14 protein-coding genes and 1 riboswitch are annotated in these 16,436 nt (G+C 69.3%); of the genes, 7 read left to right on the top strand and 7 right to left on the bottom strand.

Annotation, left to right across the window (positions count from 1 at the left end):
- The 6 genes from E3T48_RS13180 to E3T48_RS13155 form a co-directional block, all read right to left on the bottom strand.
- Positions 1–1,447 (bottom strand): ABC transporter ATP-binding protein (locus E3T48_RS13180; protein WP_420898380.1); only part of this gene is annotated, 1,447 nt, incomplete at its 3' end.
- 302 nt (positions 1,448–1,749) lie between these two features.
- Positions 1,750–2,232: a 6,7-dimethyl-8-ribityllumazine synthase gene (gene ribH / locus E3T48_RS13175; RefSeq protein WP_134524502.1), complete on the bottom strand. Its 483-nt coding sequence runs from the start codon at positions 2,230–2,232 to the stop codon at positions 1,750–1,752.
- Complete coding sequence (ribA, locus tag E3T48_RS13170) at positions 2,229–3,491, bottom strand: GTP cyclohydrolase II (protein ID WP_134524501.1); 1,263 nt, start codon at positions 3,489–3,491, stop codon at positions 2,229–2,231. The genes ribH and ribA overlap by 4 nt, the downstream gene beginning before the upstream one ends.
- Positions 3,488–4,120, bottom strand: a complete 633-nt coding sequence (locus E3T48_RS13165) for a riboflavin synthase (protein WP_134524500.1) — start codon at positions 4,118–4,120, stop codon at positions 3,488–3,490. The genes ribA and E3T48_RS13165 overlap by 4 nt, the downstream gene beginning before the upstream one ends.
- An 8-nt stretch (positions 4,121–4,128) precedes the next feature.
- Positions 4,129–5,145 (bottom strand): bifunctional diaminohydroxyphosphoribosylaminopyrimidine deaminase/5-amino-6-(5-phosphoribosylamino)uracil reductase RibD, encoded by a 1,017-nt coding sequence (ribD, locus tag E3T48_RS13160; protein WP_241986812.1) that lies wholly within the window; start codon positions 5,143–5,145, stop codon positions 4,129–4,131.
- Positions 5,146–5,255: 110 nt separating this feature from the next.
- Positions 5,256–5,386: riboswitch (FMN riboswitch) on the bottom strand.
- Between the two features lie 78 nt (positions 5,387–5,464).
- Complete coding sequence (locus E3T48_RS13155; protein WP_134524499.1) at positions 5,465–6,250, bottom strand: IclR family transcriptional regulator; 786 nt, start codon at positions 6,248–6,250, stop codon at positions 5,465–5,467.
- A 208-nt stretch (positions 6,251–6,458) separates the two neighbouring features.
- Here E3T48_RS13155 and dhaK point away from each other — a divergent pair, with 208 nt between their 5' ends.
- The 4 genes from dhaK to E3T48_RS13135 all read left to right on the top strand — a co-directional run bounded on the left by dhaK (position 6,459) and on the right by E3T48_RS13135 (position 12,161).
- Entirely contained in the window at positions 6,459–7,454 is a 996-nt protein-coding gene (gene dhaK, locus E3T48_RS13150) for a dihydroxyacetone kinase subunit DhaK (protein ID WP_134524498.1), read from the top strand.
- Between the two features lie 4 nt (positions 7,455–7,458).
- Complete coding sequence (dhaL, locus tag E3T48_RS13145) at positions 7,459–8,103, top strand: dihydroxyacetone kinase subunit DhaL (RefSeq protein ID WP_134524497.1); 645 nt, start codon at positions 7,459–7,461, stop codon at positions 8,101–8,103.
- 3 nt (positions 8,104–8,106) lie between these two features.
- A complete protein-coding gene (gene ptsP, locus E3T48_RS13140) occupies positions 8,107–10,557 on the top strand; it encodes a phosphoenolpyruvate--protein phosphotransferase (RefSeq protein WP_134524496.1) in 2,451 nt (816 codons plus the stop codon).
- Positions 10,558–11,015: 458 nt separating this feature from the next.
- Positions 11,016–12,161 (top strand): glycerol dehydrogenase, encoded by a 1,146-nt coding sequence (locus E3T48_RS13135; RefSeq protein WP_134524495.1) that lies wholly within the window; start codon positions 11,016–11,018, stop codon positions 12,159–12,161.
- Between the two features lie 70 nt (positions 12,162–12,231).
- Here the strand turns inward: E3T48_RS13135 and E3T48_RS13130 are convergent, their stop codons facing one another.
- Positions 12,232–13,206, bottom strand: coding sequence for a sugar-binding transcriptional regulator (locus E3T48_RS13130; RefSeq protein WP_134524494.1), 975 nt, complete (start codon positions 13,204–13,206; stop codon positions 12,232–12,234).
- A gap of 153 nt (positions 13,207–13,359) precedes the next feature.
- Here E3T48_RS13130 and E3T48_RS13125 point away from each other — a divergent pair, with 153 nt between their 5' ends.
- From E3T48_RS13125 to E3T48_RS13115, 3 genes are all read left to right on the top strand, one after another.
- Complete coding sequence (locus E3T48_RS13125; protein WP_134524493.1) at positions 13,360–15,081, top strand: glycerol-3-phosphate dehydrogenase/oxidase; 1,722 nt, start codon at positions 13,360–13,362, stop codon at positions 15,079–15,081.
- Between the two features lie 177 nt (positions 15,082–15,258).
- On the top strand, positions 15,259–16,023 hold the full coding sequence (locus E3T48_RS13120; RefSeq protein ID WP_134524492.1) for an MIP/aquaporin family protein: 765 nt from the start codon (positions 15,259–15,261) through the stop codon (positions 16,021–16,023).
- A 93-nt stretch (positions 16,024–16,116) separates the two neighbouring features.
- On the top strand, positions 16,117–16,436 hold a 320-nt coding region (locus E3T48_RS13115; protein ID WP_241986811.1), incomplete at its 3' end, for an FGGY family carbohydrate kinase.

Here is a 16,436-nt window from a genome sequence, read left to right as displayed (position 1 = left end):
AGACCCCGCGGAGCACCGGCCGCGGCTCGGCGGGCTCGGGCGCGGCCGCGGGGACGGCAGTATTCGCCGGCGCATGCGCCGCGGGCCGGGCCGCTGCATCCGCACCGATGTCCTCGGGCGGGGCGGTCTCGTCGGGCGGGACCGTGTCGAACAGGTCAGCTGCGGTGGGAAGCCGCTTCGCGGTGCCGTCCGCGCCCTCCGTCGCCGCGAGATCCGCCTCGAGCAGGTCAGGTTCGGCCGGCACGGCGTCGGGCTCGACCTCCGCCGTCGCCGCGTAGCCGAAGTGCACGTCCTCGAAGGAGACCGCCGGGGCATCCGGCCGCACCGACTCGTTGGCCGCGCCGACGGTGATCGCCAGCGGAGCGATGTCGCGGTCGAACTGGTCCTCGGCGGGCAGGTCGATGATCTCCTGGATCCGGCCCAGGGCGCCGAGCGCGGAATTCACCGAGGTGATCGCCCCGAAGGCCTGGCCGAGCGGCAGGATCATCAGGAACAGGAAGAGGATGAACGCGATCAGGTTCGCGACCGTGATGGTGCCGCTCGCCACCCGGAAACCGCCCACACCCAGCACGACGAGGAACGACACCTGCATGGCGATCCCGGCGATCGGAACGACGAGGGCGGAGATCTTCGCGACCTGGATGCCCATCTTCCACGCGCCGACGGCGTCCTCCTCCACTGCGGCGATCTCCCGGTCGGTCGCATTCGAGGCGCGCACAGTGCGCACCGCGCTGATGGCGCGCTCGACGCTGGCGGCCAGGTCGCCGACCTTCGCCTGCGCCGCGAGGCTGGCCACCCGGATCCGCTGCGAGAGCAGGGTCACGGTGACGACGGATGCCGCGATCACGAGTACGGTCAGCCCGAGCAGCACCGGGTCGATGACGAGCATCGCGATCAGCGCGCCGAGGAAGGTGAGCGATCCACCGATCGCCTCGACGAGTCCCTGGGTGAGCACCGCACGCAGCAGGGTGGTGTCGGAGCCGACCCGGGAGACCAGGTCCCCGGTGCGCCGGGTGTCGAATTCGCTGATCGGGAGGCGCAGCATCCGGCCGATCAGTTTGCGGCGGCTGGAGAGCACCACACCCTCGCCGGTGCGCTGGAGGAGGTAGTGCTGGTAGCCGCTGATCAGGCCGGAGACCACGACGAGGGCGATCAGGCCCCAGACGATCGCGCCGAGCGGGTTGCCCTTCTGCACGACCGTGATGACCTGGCTGACGAGCAGCGGCTGGGCCAGGCTGGCCAGGGCGCCGAGGATGCTCAGCACGATGACGACGCTGAGCACGCGCTTGTGCTCGAGGAGGTAGGGGAGGAGCTGGCTGAATTTCGCCCGCGGCCCGGACACCGCCCCGGTGCGACGGCCCAGCCGGCCCAAGCGGGCCCGGCGGGTGGTCGGGGCGGCGGATCCGGGGGCGCCGGTGCTGCTCGTGCTGCTGGTCGTGGTACTCACCACAAGAGCTTAACCGCATCCGGCCGTCTCGACAGGCTCGACCACCGACCGGTGGTCGACCCTGCCCGGTGGTCGACCCTGCCCGGTGGTCGAGCCTGCCCGGTGGTCGAGCCTGCCCGGTGGTCGAGCCTGCCCGGTGGTCGAGCCTGCCCGGTGGTCGAGCCTGCCCGGTGGTCGAGCCTGTCGAGACCAGGCTGGCAAGTAGGCCGGTCAGACAACCGGCGATCCTCGCGGCGCACCTTTGGGAACGCGGCGCACGTTCCACGGCGTGCCACGTTCCCGAACCTGCGCCGCGAGGGTGCCTAGCCGGCGGAGCCGGACCGCAGCGCGCGCAGCACCTGGGCGGTCGCGATGGCGGCCGACGCGGCTTCCTCTCCCTTGTCCTCCTTCGACCCGGGCAGGCCGGCCCGGTCGAGGCCCTGCTGCTCGTCGTCGAGGGTGAGCACGCCGAAGCCGACGGGCTTGCCGGTGTCCAGGGCGACCCGGGTGAGGCCGTCCGTTGCCGCGGCCGAGACGTATTCGAAATGCGGCGTGCCACCACGGATGATCACGCCGAGGGCGACGACGGCATCCGCCCCGTTCTCCAGCGCCACCTTGCAGGCGACCGGCAGTTCGAAGCTGCCTGGCACGCGCACCAGACTGAAGCTCGCGCCGGAGGCCTCGAGCACCCGGGCGGCACCCGCGATCAGCCCGTCGGTGATCACGTCATGCCACCGACCGGCGACGATCACGATTCTCAGTCCGGTGCCGTCGACGGCGATCGAGGGTGAACCTGCTCCGCTCATAGTGCGATGCCCTTCAGGATTTCGGTGTGTGCGATGTGGTGGCCCATCCGGTCGCGTTTCACGGCCAGGTAGTCCTGATTGTGGCTGCCGACGCCCACGATCAGTGGCACCCGCTCGGTCACGGTGATGCCGTGCGCCTCGAGCTGGCGCAGCTTCTCCGGGTTGTTGGTCAGCAGCCGCACCGAGGAGATGCCCATCTCGTGCAGGATGGCCGTGGCAGCGCCGTAATCGCGGGCGTCGGCAGGCAGACCGAGGGCGAGGTTCGCGTCGAAGGTGTCCAGCCCGTCCTCCTGCAGCTTGTAGGCGCGCAACTTGTTGATCAGGCCGATGCCGCGACCCTCCTGGCCGCGCAGGTAGACGACGATGCCGCCCTCCTCCTGGATCGTCTCGAGTGCGCCGTCCAGCTGGGGGCCGCACTCGCACTTGAGAGAGCCGAACGCCTCCCCGGTCAGGCACTCGGAGTGCACCCGCACGAGGGCGCCGTCACCCGGGGTCCCCGAGACGATGGCGACATGGTCGGCGCCGGTCATCCGGTCCCGGTAGGCGCGGATCTGGAACGAGCCATGGCGGGTGGGCACGGTGGTCTCCACCTCGAAGTCGACCCGCGGGGATTCGAGGATCGGGCTCACCGTCGGCAGATCGGTGTCGCAGTGGAATTCCTGCAGGTAGGCGATCAGGTCCTTGATCGTGATCACCAGCACCCCTTCGCGCTCGCCGAGTTCGAGCAGCCCGGGCAGGCGCATCATCTCGCCGTCCTCGGCGACGATTTCGCTGATTCCGGCGACGGGGACGAGACCGGCGAGCTTCATCAGGTCGACGGCCGCCTCGGTGTGGCCGTCGCGTTCGCGCACACCGCCGTCCACGGCGCGCAGCGGCATGATGTGGCCGGGCCGGTGCAGGCTCGCCGGCGTTGACGCCGGGTCGGCGAGCACGCGCAGGGTGTGGGCGCGGTCGGCGGCGCTGATCCCCGTGCTGAGACGGTCGGCCGCGTCGACGGACACGGTGTAGTTGGTGCCGCGCGGGTCCTCGTTGTTCAGCACCATGACCGGCAGGTCGAGCTTGTCGGCGAGGTCGTTGGACATCGGGGCGCAGATGAAGCCGGAGGAGTAGCGCACGGTCCAGGCGAGCCACTCCTGCGTGGCCATCTGGGCGGAGATGATCACGTCGCCCTCGTTCTCCCGGCCCTCGTCGTCGGCGACGATGACCGGTTTGCCCAGCCGCAGGGCGTCCAGGGCGGTGGGAATGTCGGCGAGACTCATGACAGGCTCCTTTTCGATCCTGCGGCCGCCAGGTCGAGCATGCGCTCGACGTGGCGGGCCAGGATATCGGTTTCGATGTTGACGTGATCGCCGACCGAACGCTCTCCGAGCGTCGTGGCGGTGAGGGTTTCGGGGATGAGCGAGACGTCGAACCACGCTTCGGCGGCGCTCGCGGGGCTGATCTCGCTCACGGTCAGCGACACGCCGTCGACGGCGATGGAGCCCTTGCTCGTGACGAGCGGGGCGAGTTCGGGGGAGAGGCTGAACCGCAGCACCCGCCAGGCCTTGCCGGGGGTGATCGCGAGCAGCTCGCTGGTGCCGTCGACGTGGCCCTGCACGATGTGCCCGCCCAGGCGTCCGCCGACCAGCGCGGCCCGCTCCAGGTTCACCGGGGTGCCGGCGGTGGCGCCGGAGAGGGTGGACATCGCCAGGGTCTGGGCCATCACATCCGCCGTGAACGTCTCCTCGGTGCGCTCGACGACGGTGAGGCAGACGCCGCTGACCGAGATCGAGTCGCCGTGCCCCGCGTCGGAGACGACCAGGGGCCCGCGCACGGTGAGGCGCACGGCGTCCGCGGACGGTTCGATCCGCTCGATGCGGCCGAGTTCCTCGATGATTCCGGTGAACATGGGGGTCCTTATCTCGGGCGGGCGACGACGAGGAGGTCGTCGCCGAGCCGGTCGTAATGTTCGATGGTCAGGCGGCGTTGCCCGTCGATGCCGGTCACGCCGATTTCGCCGAGGGCCAGGTTTCCGCCGCCGAGCAGGGTCGGGGCCAGGTAGACGAGGTACTCGTCGACGAGCCCGGCCGCCACGAAGGCGCTCGCCAGGCGCGGGCCGCCCTCGATGAAGGCGTGACGGATGCCACGCCCGTGCAGGTCGGCGAGCACGGCCCGGAGGTTGTGGCCGGGGAGGAACAGCGGCGGGCGGGGGTGGGAGCGGAGCGCGGCATCCGACGGGATGCTGCGGCGGCCGATCACTACCGGCATCGGCTGGCCGGGCAGGAGCGCCCCGGCGGCATCCCGGGCGGTGAGCGACGGATCGTCGGCGAGGGCCGTCCCGGTGCCGACGATGATCGCGTCTGCCGCGGACCGGCGCCGGTGCACGTCCTGGCGCGCCTCCGGGCCGGTGATCCACCGGCTGGTGCCGTCGGCGGCGGCGGCACGGCCGTCGAGGCTGGAAGCCCATTTGAGCGTCACGAACGGGCGGCCGAGGCGCGCCGCCGCAAGCCAGTCGGCGAGGAAGTCCGAGACCTCGGCCTCGAGGAGTCCGCCGAGCACGTCGATCCCGTGCGCGCGCAGCCTGCCCGCGCCGCCCGACGATTCGTGGCCGGGGTCGGACACGGCGTAGACCACCCGGGCGATGCCGGCCTCGATCAGGGCGAGCGCGCAGGGGCCGGTGCGACCGGTGTGATTGCAGGGTTCGAGGGTGACCACGGCGGTCGCGCCGCGGGCGCCTCCGCCGGGCAGCCTGCTGAGCGCGTCGACTTCGGCGTGCATCGTTCCGGCGCCGCGGTGCCAGCCCTCGGCGAGCACCTCGCCGGAGGCGGCGAGGATGACGCAGCCGACGCGGGGGTTCGGCCCGGTGGCCGGCCCGTTGGCGGCCAGTTCGAGGGCGCGCCGCATGGAGCGTTGGAGTGCCGCGTCCTGGTCCATGCCCGTCCTCGTTCGTTTCCGTAACGAACTCCGGGGAAGTGGTGCGTGGACACCGTGTGGGTCGCGCGCAGGGCGAAACCCGTCGATCGAAACCCGAAGGAATCTTTCGACTCGTGCGCCTCTCATCCGGACTTTAACCGTCGGTGCTGGAATTTCACCAGCTCAACCGTTTCGCCCTGGGGCGGAACGGGTCGCGGACTTTCACCGCCGGTTCGGACTTACACCGACCCCGGAGCACGTTTCTTAGTACTACTAGTTATATCTCAACGCATCTCGTGCGAAAGAATTCCCGTTCGAGTTTCCGGCCGGCGAGCGGCTCTCACGACTCCGGATGCACCGCGACGGCCGGTCGGGGTGCTCGCGGCGGCCAGGTGCTGGCACCGAGTTCCCGGGAGATGTTCCGGGCCGTTTCGCGCAAGCCGTTGAGCACACTGGATTCGGGAGGCCACTCGCTCGACGGAACGACGACGGCGACCGCGGCAATGACGGTGCCGCGGGTGTCGACCACGGGCGCCGCAACCGACGACTCGCCCAGCACGGCCTCGTCCTCTTCGGTGGCGATGCCGTAGTCCGCGATCGAGGCCAATTGGATGGCCAGCCGGGCCGGGTCCGTGATCGTGGCCCCGGTGAGACTGCGAAGCGGCCTCCCCAGCAATCCGGAGGCGTACTCGGGGCTGTACGCGAGGAGAACCTTGCCCATTGCGGAGGCGTGGGCGGGGATGGACAGGCCCGTCTCGGGCATCTGTTGGCTGCCGTCCGGCCGCTGGTTATGGTGGATGATGATGATCTCGTCGAACAACTGCACCCCCAGGCGTGTGGACAGTCCGGTTCGGCGCGCGAGTTCGAGGGTCCAGCGCATGGCCCGGGCACGCACATCGAGCGTGTCGAGATAGACATTCGAGAGTTTGAGCAGGGCAGGGCCGAGCATGTACCGGCTGCCGCCGGGCTCCTGCGCGACGAGCCCGTGGCCCTGCAGCGATTTGACGATGCCGTGCACGGTCGAGACCGGCAGCCCCAGTTCGGCGGAGAGTTCGGTGATGCCGAGGTGGCGTGCGCCTTGCAACGACGCCAGCACCTTCGCCGCACGATCGATGGCTTGAATCACATCTGCACCTCCGGTTGGTTCCTTCAGTATGCTGCGCCATCGACGCTTCTTCATAACCCGTGTTGACATCAGCCATCTTCCCGGAGGATATTCGACATTGTCGAATTGCATTCTGTGGCTTGTCTGAGTTGCGGGCGAACGCGTCTCGCGGATCCACCTCGAAAGTTCAACGGAGAGCAAACATGAAGGTAAACCTGGAGGTCTCAACATGAAGAAACTGATCAACTCCCCGGAGACGGTTCTCGCCGATTCCCTCGTCGGCGTGGCGGCCGCGCATCCGGAACTTCGCGTTGACCACGTCAACCGCATCATCTATCGAGCAGCCCCGACGAGGGCAGGCAAAGTCGCCCTGCTCTCGGGTGGAGGAACCGGTCATGAGCCGCTCCACGGTGGTTTCGTCGGTGTGGGGATGCTCGACGCGGCCTGCGCCGGAGCGGTCTTCACCTCGCCGACACCCGACCAGATGCTCGAGGCGACGAAGGTCGTGGACAGCGGGGCGGGCGTGCTGCACATCGTCAAGAACTACACGGGCGACGTGATGAACTTCGAAATGGGCGCGGAACTGGCGGCGGAGACCGGGATCGTGGTCTCCGTCGTGGTCGTCAACGACGACGTCGCGGTCGAGGATTCAACCTTCACCGCCGGCCGCCGGGGCGTCGGCACCACGGTCCTGCTCGAGAAGATCGTGGGTGCGGCCGCCGAGGAAGGCCGCGACCTCGCGGCCGTCACCGCGGTGGCCCGGCAGGTCAATGAGTCCGGCCGTTCCATGGGCGTCGCCCTCAGCAGTTGCACGGTTCCGTCGGCCGGAAAACCGACCTTCGAATTGCCCGAGAACGAGATGGAGATCGGGGTGGGCATCCACGGGGAGCCCGGACGCCGCCGCGTGCCGCTGGCCGGGGCCGCCGAGGTCGCCCGTCAACTCGTCGAGCCGATCCTCGCCGACCTGGACTTCACCGGCGCCCCGACGATCGTGATGCTGAATGGGCTGGGCGGAACCCCGCTGATCGAGCTGTACGTCATGTACGCCGAAGTGAGGAAGATCCTCGACGCCGCCGGCATCACGGTCGCCCGCTCACTCGTGGGCAATTACATCACGGCGCTGGACATGGCGGGCTGCTCCGTCACGATCCTCAAGGCCGACGATGACCTGCTCCACCTGTGGGATGCGCCGGTGAACACCGCCGGGCTGCGCTGGGGGATCTAGCACCATGGTGAATGACACGATCAGCCTTGACCAGCTCACCGGCTGGCTCACCCGTTTTCGCGACCTGGTGACCGAGCAGGTCTCCTATCTCACCGAGCTGGATTCGGCCATCGGCGACGCCGACCACGGCTCGAACATGACCCGCGGCATGGGGGCGGTCGTCGAGAGAATCCAGGCCTCACCGGCCGGTACCGTCGACGAACTGTTCAAGGGCGCAGGCATGACCCTGGTGACGTCGGTGGGCGGCGCCAGCGGCCCCCTCTACGGCACCTTCTTCCTGCGGGTCGGCACGACGGCCGGACCGGTCGGGACTCTGGACGCGCCCGGCCTGGCGGCAGCGTTGCGTGCAGGGCTGGACGGTGTCGTGGCCCGCGGCAAGGCTGAGGCCGGGGACAAGACCATGTTCGATGTCCTCGCTCCCGCGCTCGACGCGTTCGATGACGCCCTCCTCGTTTCCTCCGACATCTCCTCGGCGGCCGGTGCCGCCTACTCCGCCGCGCAGACGGGGCGGGATGCCACCGAAGCCCTGCTCGCCCGCAAGGGCAGGGCGAGTTACCTCGGGGAGCGCAGCATCGGCCATATCGATCCGGGGGCCGCGTCGACGTCGCTGCTTTTCCAGGCTCTGGCCGAGATCCTCGTCAAGGAGTAGATCGTGATCGGAATCGTAGTGGTATCGCACAGTCCCCGGCTCGCGCACGCGGCAGTGGATCTCGCACTGGAGATGGTCGGGGCCAACGGCCCGGCCATCGCGATCGCGGCCGGTGCCGGCGAGGGCGTGACGGGAACGGATGCGTTCAAGGTCGCCGAGGCCATCGCCGAGGTCTCCTCTCCCGAGGGCGTGCTGGTGATGATGGATCTGGGCTCGGCGGTGATGAGCGCGGAAATGGCGTTGGAGTTCTCGGATGACCCCGACCTGCCCGTCCGGCTCAGCAGCGCCCCCTTCGTGGAGGGTCTGATGGCGGCGGTCGTGCGCGCGGCGGGTGGCGCCACCCTTGACGAGGTGGAGAGTGAGGCCCGGGGAGCTCTCCGCGCCAAGCAGAGCCACCTGGGCGACGAGGATCCGGCCGGCCTGCCGGTCGACTCCGGCCCGGCGGCGGAACACACGATCGAGGTGGTGCTCCTGAACCCCGACGGCCTGCACGCGCGACCGGTTTCGATGCTCGTCACTGCCATCAGCGCCTTTGAGGCGACGGTGACGGTCGCCAACCTCCGCACCGGCAAGCCCCCGGTGCCGGCGAACAGCCCGACCGCGCTGTTGACCGTCGGCGCCCGGAAGGGTGACACGATCTCTGTCGCAGCGGCCGGGCGGCAGGCCCTGGAGGCACTCGAGGCCGTGAGCGACCTGGTCGGAACGGGCTTCGGGGAACTGGAGAACACGAGCGCTCGCGCGCCCGTATCAGCGCTGTCCGGGTCGCAACCGGAGGCACCGCCGTCGAGCGTGGCGCCGTCGAGCGGGCCTCTGGGCGTGAGCCCCGGCCTCGCCGTCGGCCCGATCGTGCGGATGCAGGAGCCGGTGGACGAGCCGGGGGCGGCCGTGACACTTTCCGGGCGCGAGCGGGAGGCGGCCGTGGAACGGATCGTGGCGGCCTCGGCATCCGTCGCCCTGGCCCTCAGGGACAGGGCGGCCCGGGTCTCGGGAGCGGCGCGGGGGATTCTGGAGGCGACGGCTCTGATGGCCGCGGATCCCGGGCTGATCGATGCTGCCGTCGACCGGGTGACCGGGCAGGGCCACACTCCGGAGCGTGCCGTCTGGGCGGCTGTGGGCGAGGTCGCGTCGGCCTTCAGGGAGCAGGGGGGGCTCCTCGCCGAGCGCATCCCCGACCTGCACGACGTGCGCAACCGCATCGTGTCCGAGCTGCTCGGCCGACCGGCACCTGGCCTGCCGGATCGTGTCGAGCCGTACGTGCTCGTGGCCCGGGACCTCGCCCCGGCCGATACGGCGCTGATCGACCCGTCGGTGTGTCGGGCGATCGTCACCGTCGAAGGCGGCCCGACCTCCCACACGGCCATCCTCGCGCGTGCCCTCGGCCTGCCGGCCGTGGTGGCGGCCCGCGATGCGATGGACCTGCCCGAGGGAAGTGTGGTGATCGTTGACGGCACGACCGGTGAGATCGTCGTGGACCCCACCGACGACCAGGTGGCGCGAGCCGAGGAACAGGTCAGCCGGGAGGTCGCCTTCGACGGCACGGGGCTGACCGGGGACGGGCACCGCGTGCAGCTCCTCGCGAACGTGGCTTCGCCCGACAGCGTTGCCGCCGCGATCGAGGCGAAGGCCGAGGGGGTCGGACTCTTCCGCACCGAGTTCTGCTTCCTCGACCACGCCGAGGCTCCCGGTCTCGACGAACAGGTTGCCGCCTATCGTCGGGTGTTTGCCGCGTTCCCCGGGAAGAAGGTCACCATCCGAACGCTGGATGCCGGGGCCGACAAGCCGCTGGCCTTCGTCACGGCGGCCGACGAGGTCAACCCTGCCCTGGGCATCCGGGGGTATCGCACCGCGTGGCGGCGGCCGGAACTGCTGGACACCCAGCTGCGGGCCATCGCCACGGCGGCCGCTGCGGAGAACGCCGACGTCGGAGTCATGGCGCCCATGATCGCGACCGTCGACGAGGCCGTGGAATTCGCGGCCCGTTGCGCCGCACACGGCTTGCACAACGTGGGCGTGATGATCGAGACTCCGGCCGCCGCCGTCACCGCGGGCCCCATCCTCGATCGGGTGGACTTCGCGAGTCTGGGGACCAACGACCTCGCCCAGTACACGATGGCGGCCGACCGGCTGATGGGGGAGCTCGCCCTGCTCAACGACCCCTGGCAGCCGGCGGTCCTGCGAATGATCCGGGAGGCCTGCCAGGCCGGCATGGCGGCCGGCAAGCCGGTCGGGGTCTGCGGTGAGGCCGCGGCCGATCCGATGCTCGCCGCCATCCTGGTGGGACTCGGGGCGACCAGCCTGTCGATGTCCCCGCGCGCCCTGGGCGGTGTGGCGGAATTCCTGCGCGGCGTCACGGTGGCCCAATGCCGGGATGCCGCGGTCGCCGCGGTCGCCGCCGCCGGCGCCGGCGCAGCCCGGTCCGCCGCCGCCGTCCTGCTTCAGTCGGCACGGGTGTAGCGACGGCGCACCAAACCCGCTGATCGGGTGAGGTGCCGGCCCGCCGTACCGCAGCGGGAATGCCCGCCGAATCGCTGGAAAGACGCTCGCCAGGAGCGTGGACCCGGCGAGTCGGCGGGCATCTGCCGGTAGCGGGCCGCTGGCGGCTCCCGATTTGCACAGACGTGCATCGACGGCTCCTGGAACCAATGACGTCCGCCCGAGAATCCTGAATAGCATTCAGAAAAATGGTCGAGGCTGGGTGTTTGTCTGTCAAGACTGATCGGCGAGCCTCGATCTCGGATTGGGCAAACGTGCCGGAACCCGTTCGGAGGCGCGGTCGCCGGCCCGCCCGGTGCAGGGCATCCTGACCCGGCCGAATCGGCGGGCGTAGTGTGAAATCTGTGATCCGGAAGACCGGTTCACCGCTACCGTCCCACGAAGATGTAGACGCAGTTCGACCAGGAAGAAGGTCTACGATGACCACTCCAATCCGCACAGTCATGAGCCCCGGACGTTACGTCCAAGGCAAGGGAGCGATCGGTCGCCTCGGCGAGTTCGTATCCCAGATCGGCTCGGCCCCCTTGATCGTCGCTGATGACGTCGTCTGGGGTTTCGCAGGGGAGCAGGTGTCGGCGAGCTTCGCCGGCGTGGGCCTCCGCGTTGAACGGGTCGAATTCGGCCGGTTCGCGACCGCGGCCGCGGTCGACGCGCTGGTCGAGAAGATCCGCGCAACCAAGTCCGACGTGATCATCGGCGTGGGTGGCGGAAGCACGATCGACTCGGCCAAGGCGGCCGGCTTCCTGGCCGGAATTCGCTGGGTCAGCGTGCCCACCGTGGCGTCGACCGATGCTCCCACCTCGGCACTCTCCGTGATCTACACGGAGGAGGGCGAGTTCGTCGAGTACCGGTTCTTCCCGCGCAACCCCGACCTCGTGCTCATCGACACCCAGATCGTGGCCGACGCGCCGGTCGAGTTCCTGATCGCTGGAGTCGGCGACGCGCTGGCGACCTGGCTCGAGGCCCGGGCCACGGCGGCCGCCAACGCGACCACGATGGCCGGGGGGCTGCCGACTCAGACCGGCACCGCGCTGGCCAAGTTGTCGTGGGACGTCATCTGGGAGAACGCCCTTCCCGCACTCGATGCCGTGCGTGACAACCTGGTCACGCCTGCGCTTGAGAAGCTGGTGGAAGCGAACACGCTCCTGTCCGGGCTCGGTTTCGAGTCGGGCGGTCTGGCGGCGGCCCATGCCATCCACAACGGCCTGACCGCGGCCCCGCAGACCCACGGGCTCACCCACGGTCAGAAGGTGAACATCGGCTCCCTCACCCAGCTGGTCCTCGAGGGCGCCCCACGGACCGAGGTGGAAGACTTCATCGAGTTCACCACTCTGGTCGGTCTGCCCACGACGCTGACCGAGATCGGTCTCGGCCTGGACGACGAGAAGGAGCTGAGGGCCATCGCGACAGCCTCAACGCTGCCGGGTGAGACGATCCACAACATGCCGTTCGTGGTCACAGCAGATGATGTTCTCAACGCCCTCAAGTCGATTGAGAGGCTCTCTCGCTCCGTGCGCGCGGCACGCGGACTGCCCGCCCCCGTCAAGTACGTGCAGAAGCACTGACAAGTCGGCCCACCGGTCGCCACTCACCCGCGGTGGCGTCCGGCGGGCCCCCTGGTCGCCGTGGTCGTCGTCATGCTCCGTCGCAGAGCGCGTGGGCGGCACCCTCGTCGATGAACAGGTCGGTGATCAGCCGTGCCGAGAGCGCCCCATGCAGGCTGGCCAGCTTCGAGCTGCCGGACACGACGCAGATCCGGCGCGGGGCGCGGCGCAACACGGCGAAATCCGGACCGGTGCTGCGCTCGTTGAGGGGGATCCCGTCGGTGGACCCGTCGGCGCGGAAGAAAACCGTGGCAACGTCGCCGACGACGCCGCCCCGGCCGAGGGCATCGAAGTCCTCGCTCTCGAGGTACCCGCCGGCGTAGACGTGGCTGGGGACATCCGAAAATGGGGAGCCGAGCCCGAACAGGGCCACGTCCATCCGACCTTGCATTTGGAGCAGCCGGATCACGCCGCGTTCCCGCCAGAACGCCTGCCGGGTTGCCGGGTCGTCGAAGAACGCGGGCACCGGGAACTGTTCGACGTGGGCGCCGAAGGCGTCGCCGAACCGGCGGAGGATCTCGCTGGCGTAATCCAGGCCGGTCGTGCGCATGTTGCCGGCGCCGTTCAGCTGCACGATCTGCGAGTTGTGGGTGCGTTTGGGCGTGACATGCCGGCTGATCGCGTTCAAGGTGGAGCCCCAGGCGATCCCCATGGTCATGTTCGAATCGAAATACTGGCCGAGAATCCGTGCAACCGAGAGGGCCACCCGGTCCAGCCGATCGACGTCGCTCGCGTGATCGGGAACGGGAACGACGTGTGCGGTGACGTGGTACCGGTCGAAGATGACCTTCTCCAGATTGCTCGTCGCGTCGAGGGGAGAGCGGATCTGAATGTCGACGAGACCGCTTGCCCTGGCCTGGCTGAGCAGGCGAGAAACCGAGGATCGAGAGGTGTGGAGTTCGTGGGCGATGGCATCCATCGTCAGGTCCTGCATGTAGTAGAGGTGCGCCGCGGTGAGGGCGTCGCTGGTCCGGTCGGACAGCGTCAGATCGTTCGGCAGAGTCATTCCCGCTCCTTGCACATATGTTCAGCCAGCTTGACCGTTTGTGTGGACGTAGTCAAGCTGTATTGACCCACACGGTTTGCCCCGAGTGCAAATCGACGATGAGCCGGCTGTGAGTGTTTCACGGCTGCGAACCCACACAGAAGTGAGCGAACAGTGCAGAACACAGCGATCCAGGCCCAGGCCGCCATCCAGGCCGACCCCCGTGCGCAGGTCCTCATCATCGGAGCCGGAATCAACGGCATCGCCACCTTCCGCGACCTGGCCCTGCAGGGCGTCGACGTGGTCATCGTCGACAAGGGCGACTACGTCTCCGGAGCGTCGGCCGCCTCGTCGCACATGATCCACGGTGGGGTGCGCTATCTCGAGAACGGCGAGTTCCGCCTGGTCAAGGAGTCGGTCGAGGAGCGCAACGCGCTGCTGAAGACCGCCCCGCACTACGTGAAGCCGCTGAAGACCACGGTGCCCATCTTCTCCACCTTCTCCGGGGTGCTGAGCGCGCCGCTGCGCTTCCTCTCCCACCGGCAGGGGGCGGCGCAGGAGCGCGGCGCCCTGCTGATCAAGGTCGGGCTCACCCTGTACGACTCCTTCTCGCGCGACGGCGGCACGGTTCCGCGGCACGAGTTCCGCGGGGCGAAGGAGTCGCTGCGCCAGCTGCCCCGGCTGAACCCCTCCCTCAAGTACACGGCCACCTACTACGACGCCTCGATGCACGACCCGGAGCGCCTCGCCCTCGACGTGCTCGGCGACGGCCTGGCCGTTGGCCCGCACGCCCGCAGCGCCAACTACCTCGAGGCGGTCGGAATGGACGCCGACGGCGTGCGCCTGCGCAACACGCTCACCGGCGCGGAGTTCAGCTTCCAGGCGGACGTCGTCGTCAACACCTCCGGGCCGTGGACGGACCTCACCAACGCGGCGCTGGGCCAGGCCAGCGCCTACATGGGCGGCACCAAGGGTTCGCACGTCGTGCTCGACAACCCGGAGCTGCTCGCCGCGACCGGCGGGCGCGAGATCTTCTTCGAGCACAAGGACGGCCGCATCGTGCTGATCTACCCGCTCGCCGACCGGGTGCTCGTCGGCACGACCGACCTCGAACACGACATGACGCAGCCGGCCCGGTGCACCGAAGACGAGGTCGACTACTTCTTCGAACTGGTCACGCACGTATTCCCAGATGTCGCCGTCGACCGGTCGCAGATCGTCTTCCGGTTCGCCGGGGTGCGCCCGCTGCCCAGGCACGACGACGAACAGCCCGGCTTCGTCTCCCGCGACTACCGGATCGAGTCCCGGCCGCTCGGCGCCCGCCCCGGCACGCTGCTCAGCCTGGTCGGCGGCAAGTGGACCACGTTCCGCGCCCTCGCCGAACACCTGAGCGGCGACATCCTCGCCCTGCTCGGCCTGCCCAGGGTGGTGTCGACGGTCGGGCTCGCCATCGGAGGCGGGCGCGACTTCCCGGTGACGGATGCCGCGCACCAGGTCTGGGTCGCGGCCCACGGCGACGAGGTGGGCGCCCCGCGCGCCGCGGCCCTGCTCACCCGGTACGGCACCCGCGCCGCCGACGTGATCGACTGGCTCACCGAGGAAGCCGATGCCCCGCTGGCCAACCATGCCGGCTACACCCGGCGGGAGATCGAGTACCTGGCCGCCACCGAATCCGTGATGCACCTGCTCGACCTGGTGCTGCGCCGCACCAGCCTGGCCTTCCGCGGCGAACTCAGCCTGCCGCTGCTCGACGAGCTGGCGGGCGTGGTCGCGCCGGTGCTCGGCTGGGATGCCGCCACCCGCGAGAATGAGGTCGCGCTCGCCGTGGCGATGCTCCGCGAGACGCACGGGGTCCAGTTGTCCGCCGTGCCCGAGACGGCCGGCTCGATCGCCTGAGCCGGCAGCGCGGCGCGCGCACCGCTGACCGGTCGACCGGCGCAACGCGCCTGATCTGCGACCCGGATTTGCACGGACGTGCAGTCGAACGCGCACCTTCGGCCGGGCCGACTCGATAGGTTTTGCAGGATCCGTTTTCTCTCGGTTCCTCCAGTTCAACCAAACAAGGGTGTCAATGTGGACAATCTCGGTATCGTTTTTCTTTCGGAACTGGTGGGCACAGCCCTGCTGGTCCTCCTCGGCTGCGGAGTGGTCGCCAACGTGGCCCTCGCCAAGAACAAGGGTGTCGGCGGCGGCTTCCTCATGGTCACCATCGGTTGGGGCCTCGCGGTCTTCTCCGGTGTCATCGTCGCCTACAACTCCGGCGCCCACCTCAACCCCGCGGTCACGCTGGGCCTGGTGGCCTCCGGTGCCACCGAGTTCGGTTCGGGCGTCCCGGTGAACGCCGTCTCCGTCCTGGCCTACATCGGGGCCCAGATGCTGGGCGCCCTGCTCGGCGCGGTCTTCGTCTGGCTGGCCTACAAGCAGCACTTCGACCAGGAGCCGAACCCGGCCAACAAGCTGGGCGTGTTTTCGACCGGCCCGGCCATCCGTTCCTACGGCTGGAACCTGGTCACCGAGGTCATCGGCACCTTCGTGCTGGTGTTCGTGGTGATCGCGTTCGGCGGCGGACGCCAGGGTGAGAGCGGCGGCCTCGCCGCTCTCGGAGCCCTGCCCGTGGCGCTGCTGGTCATCGTGATCGGCACCTCGCTCGGCGGGCCGACGGGGTACGCGATCAACCCGGCCCGTGACCTCGGGCCCCGGATCGCGCACTTCCTGCTGCCGATCAAGGGCAAGGGCTCCTCCGACTGGGCCTACTCGTGGGTTCCCGTCGTGGGCCCCATCATCGGCGGGCTGCTCGCCGGCTGGGCCTCCGCGGTCCTCCTGCCCATCCTGGCCTAGCCGGGGAATGGCTGCGCGGCATCCGTCGACGGATGCCGCGCGCACTCATCTCGAACGCCTAACCTGAACCGCACGACAACAAAGGAGTTATCAATGGCCCAGTACATCATTGCGATCGACCAGGGAACGACGAGTTCCCGCGCGATCATCTTCGACAAGGCAGGCTCGATCGTCTCGACCGGCCAGCTCGAGCACGAGCAGATCTTCCCGCGCGCCGGCTGGGTCGAGCACGACCCGATGGAGATCTGGAACAACACCCGTGAGGTCATCGGCCAGGCGCTGTCCAAGGCCAACCTGACCCGGCACGACATCGACGCCGTCGGCATCACCAACCAGCGCGAGACCGCCGTGGTCTGGGACCGCACCACCGGCCTGCCCGTCTACAACGCCATCGTCTGGCAGGACACCCGCAC

It is taken from the genome of Cryobacterium fucosi (assembly GCF_004403515.1).
In the GTDB taxonomy this organism is placed as follows: Bacteria; Actinomycetota; Actinomycetes; order Actinomycetales; family Microbacteriaceae; genus Cryobacterium; species Cryobacterium fucosi.
Note: the sequence above shows the minus strand (reverse complement) of the source record. Positions and strands in the feature narration are given on the sequence as shown.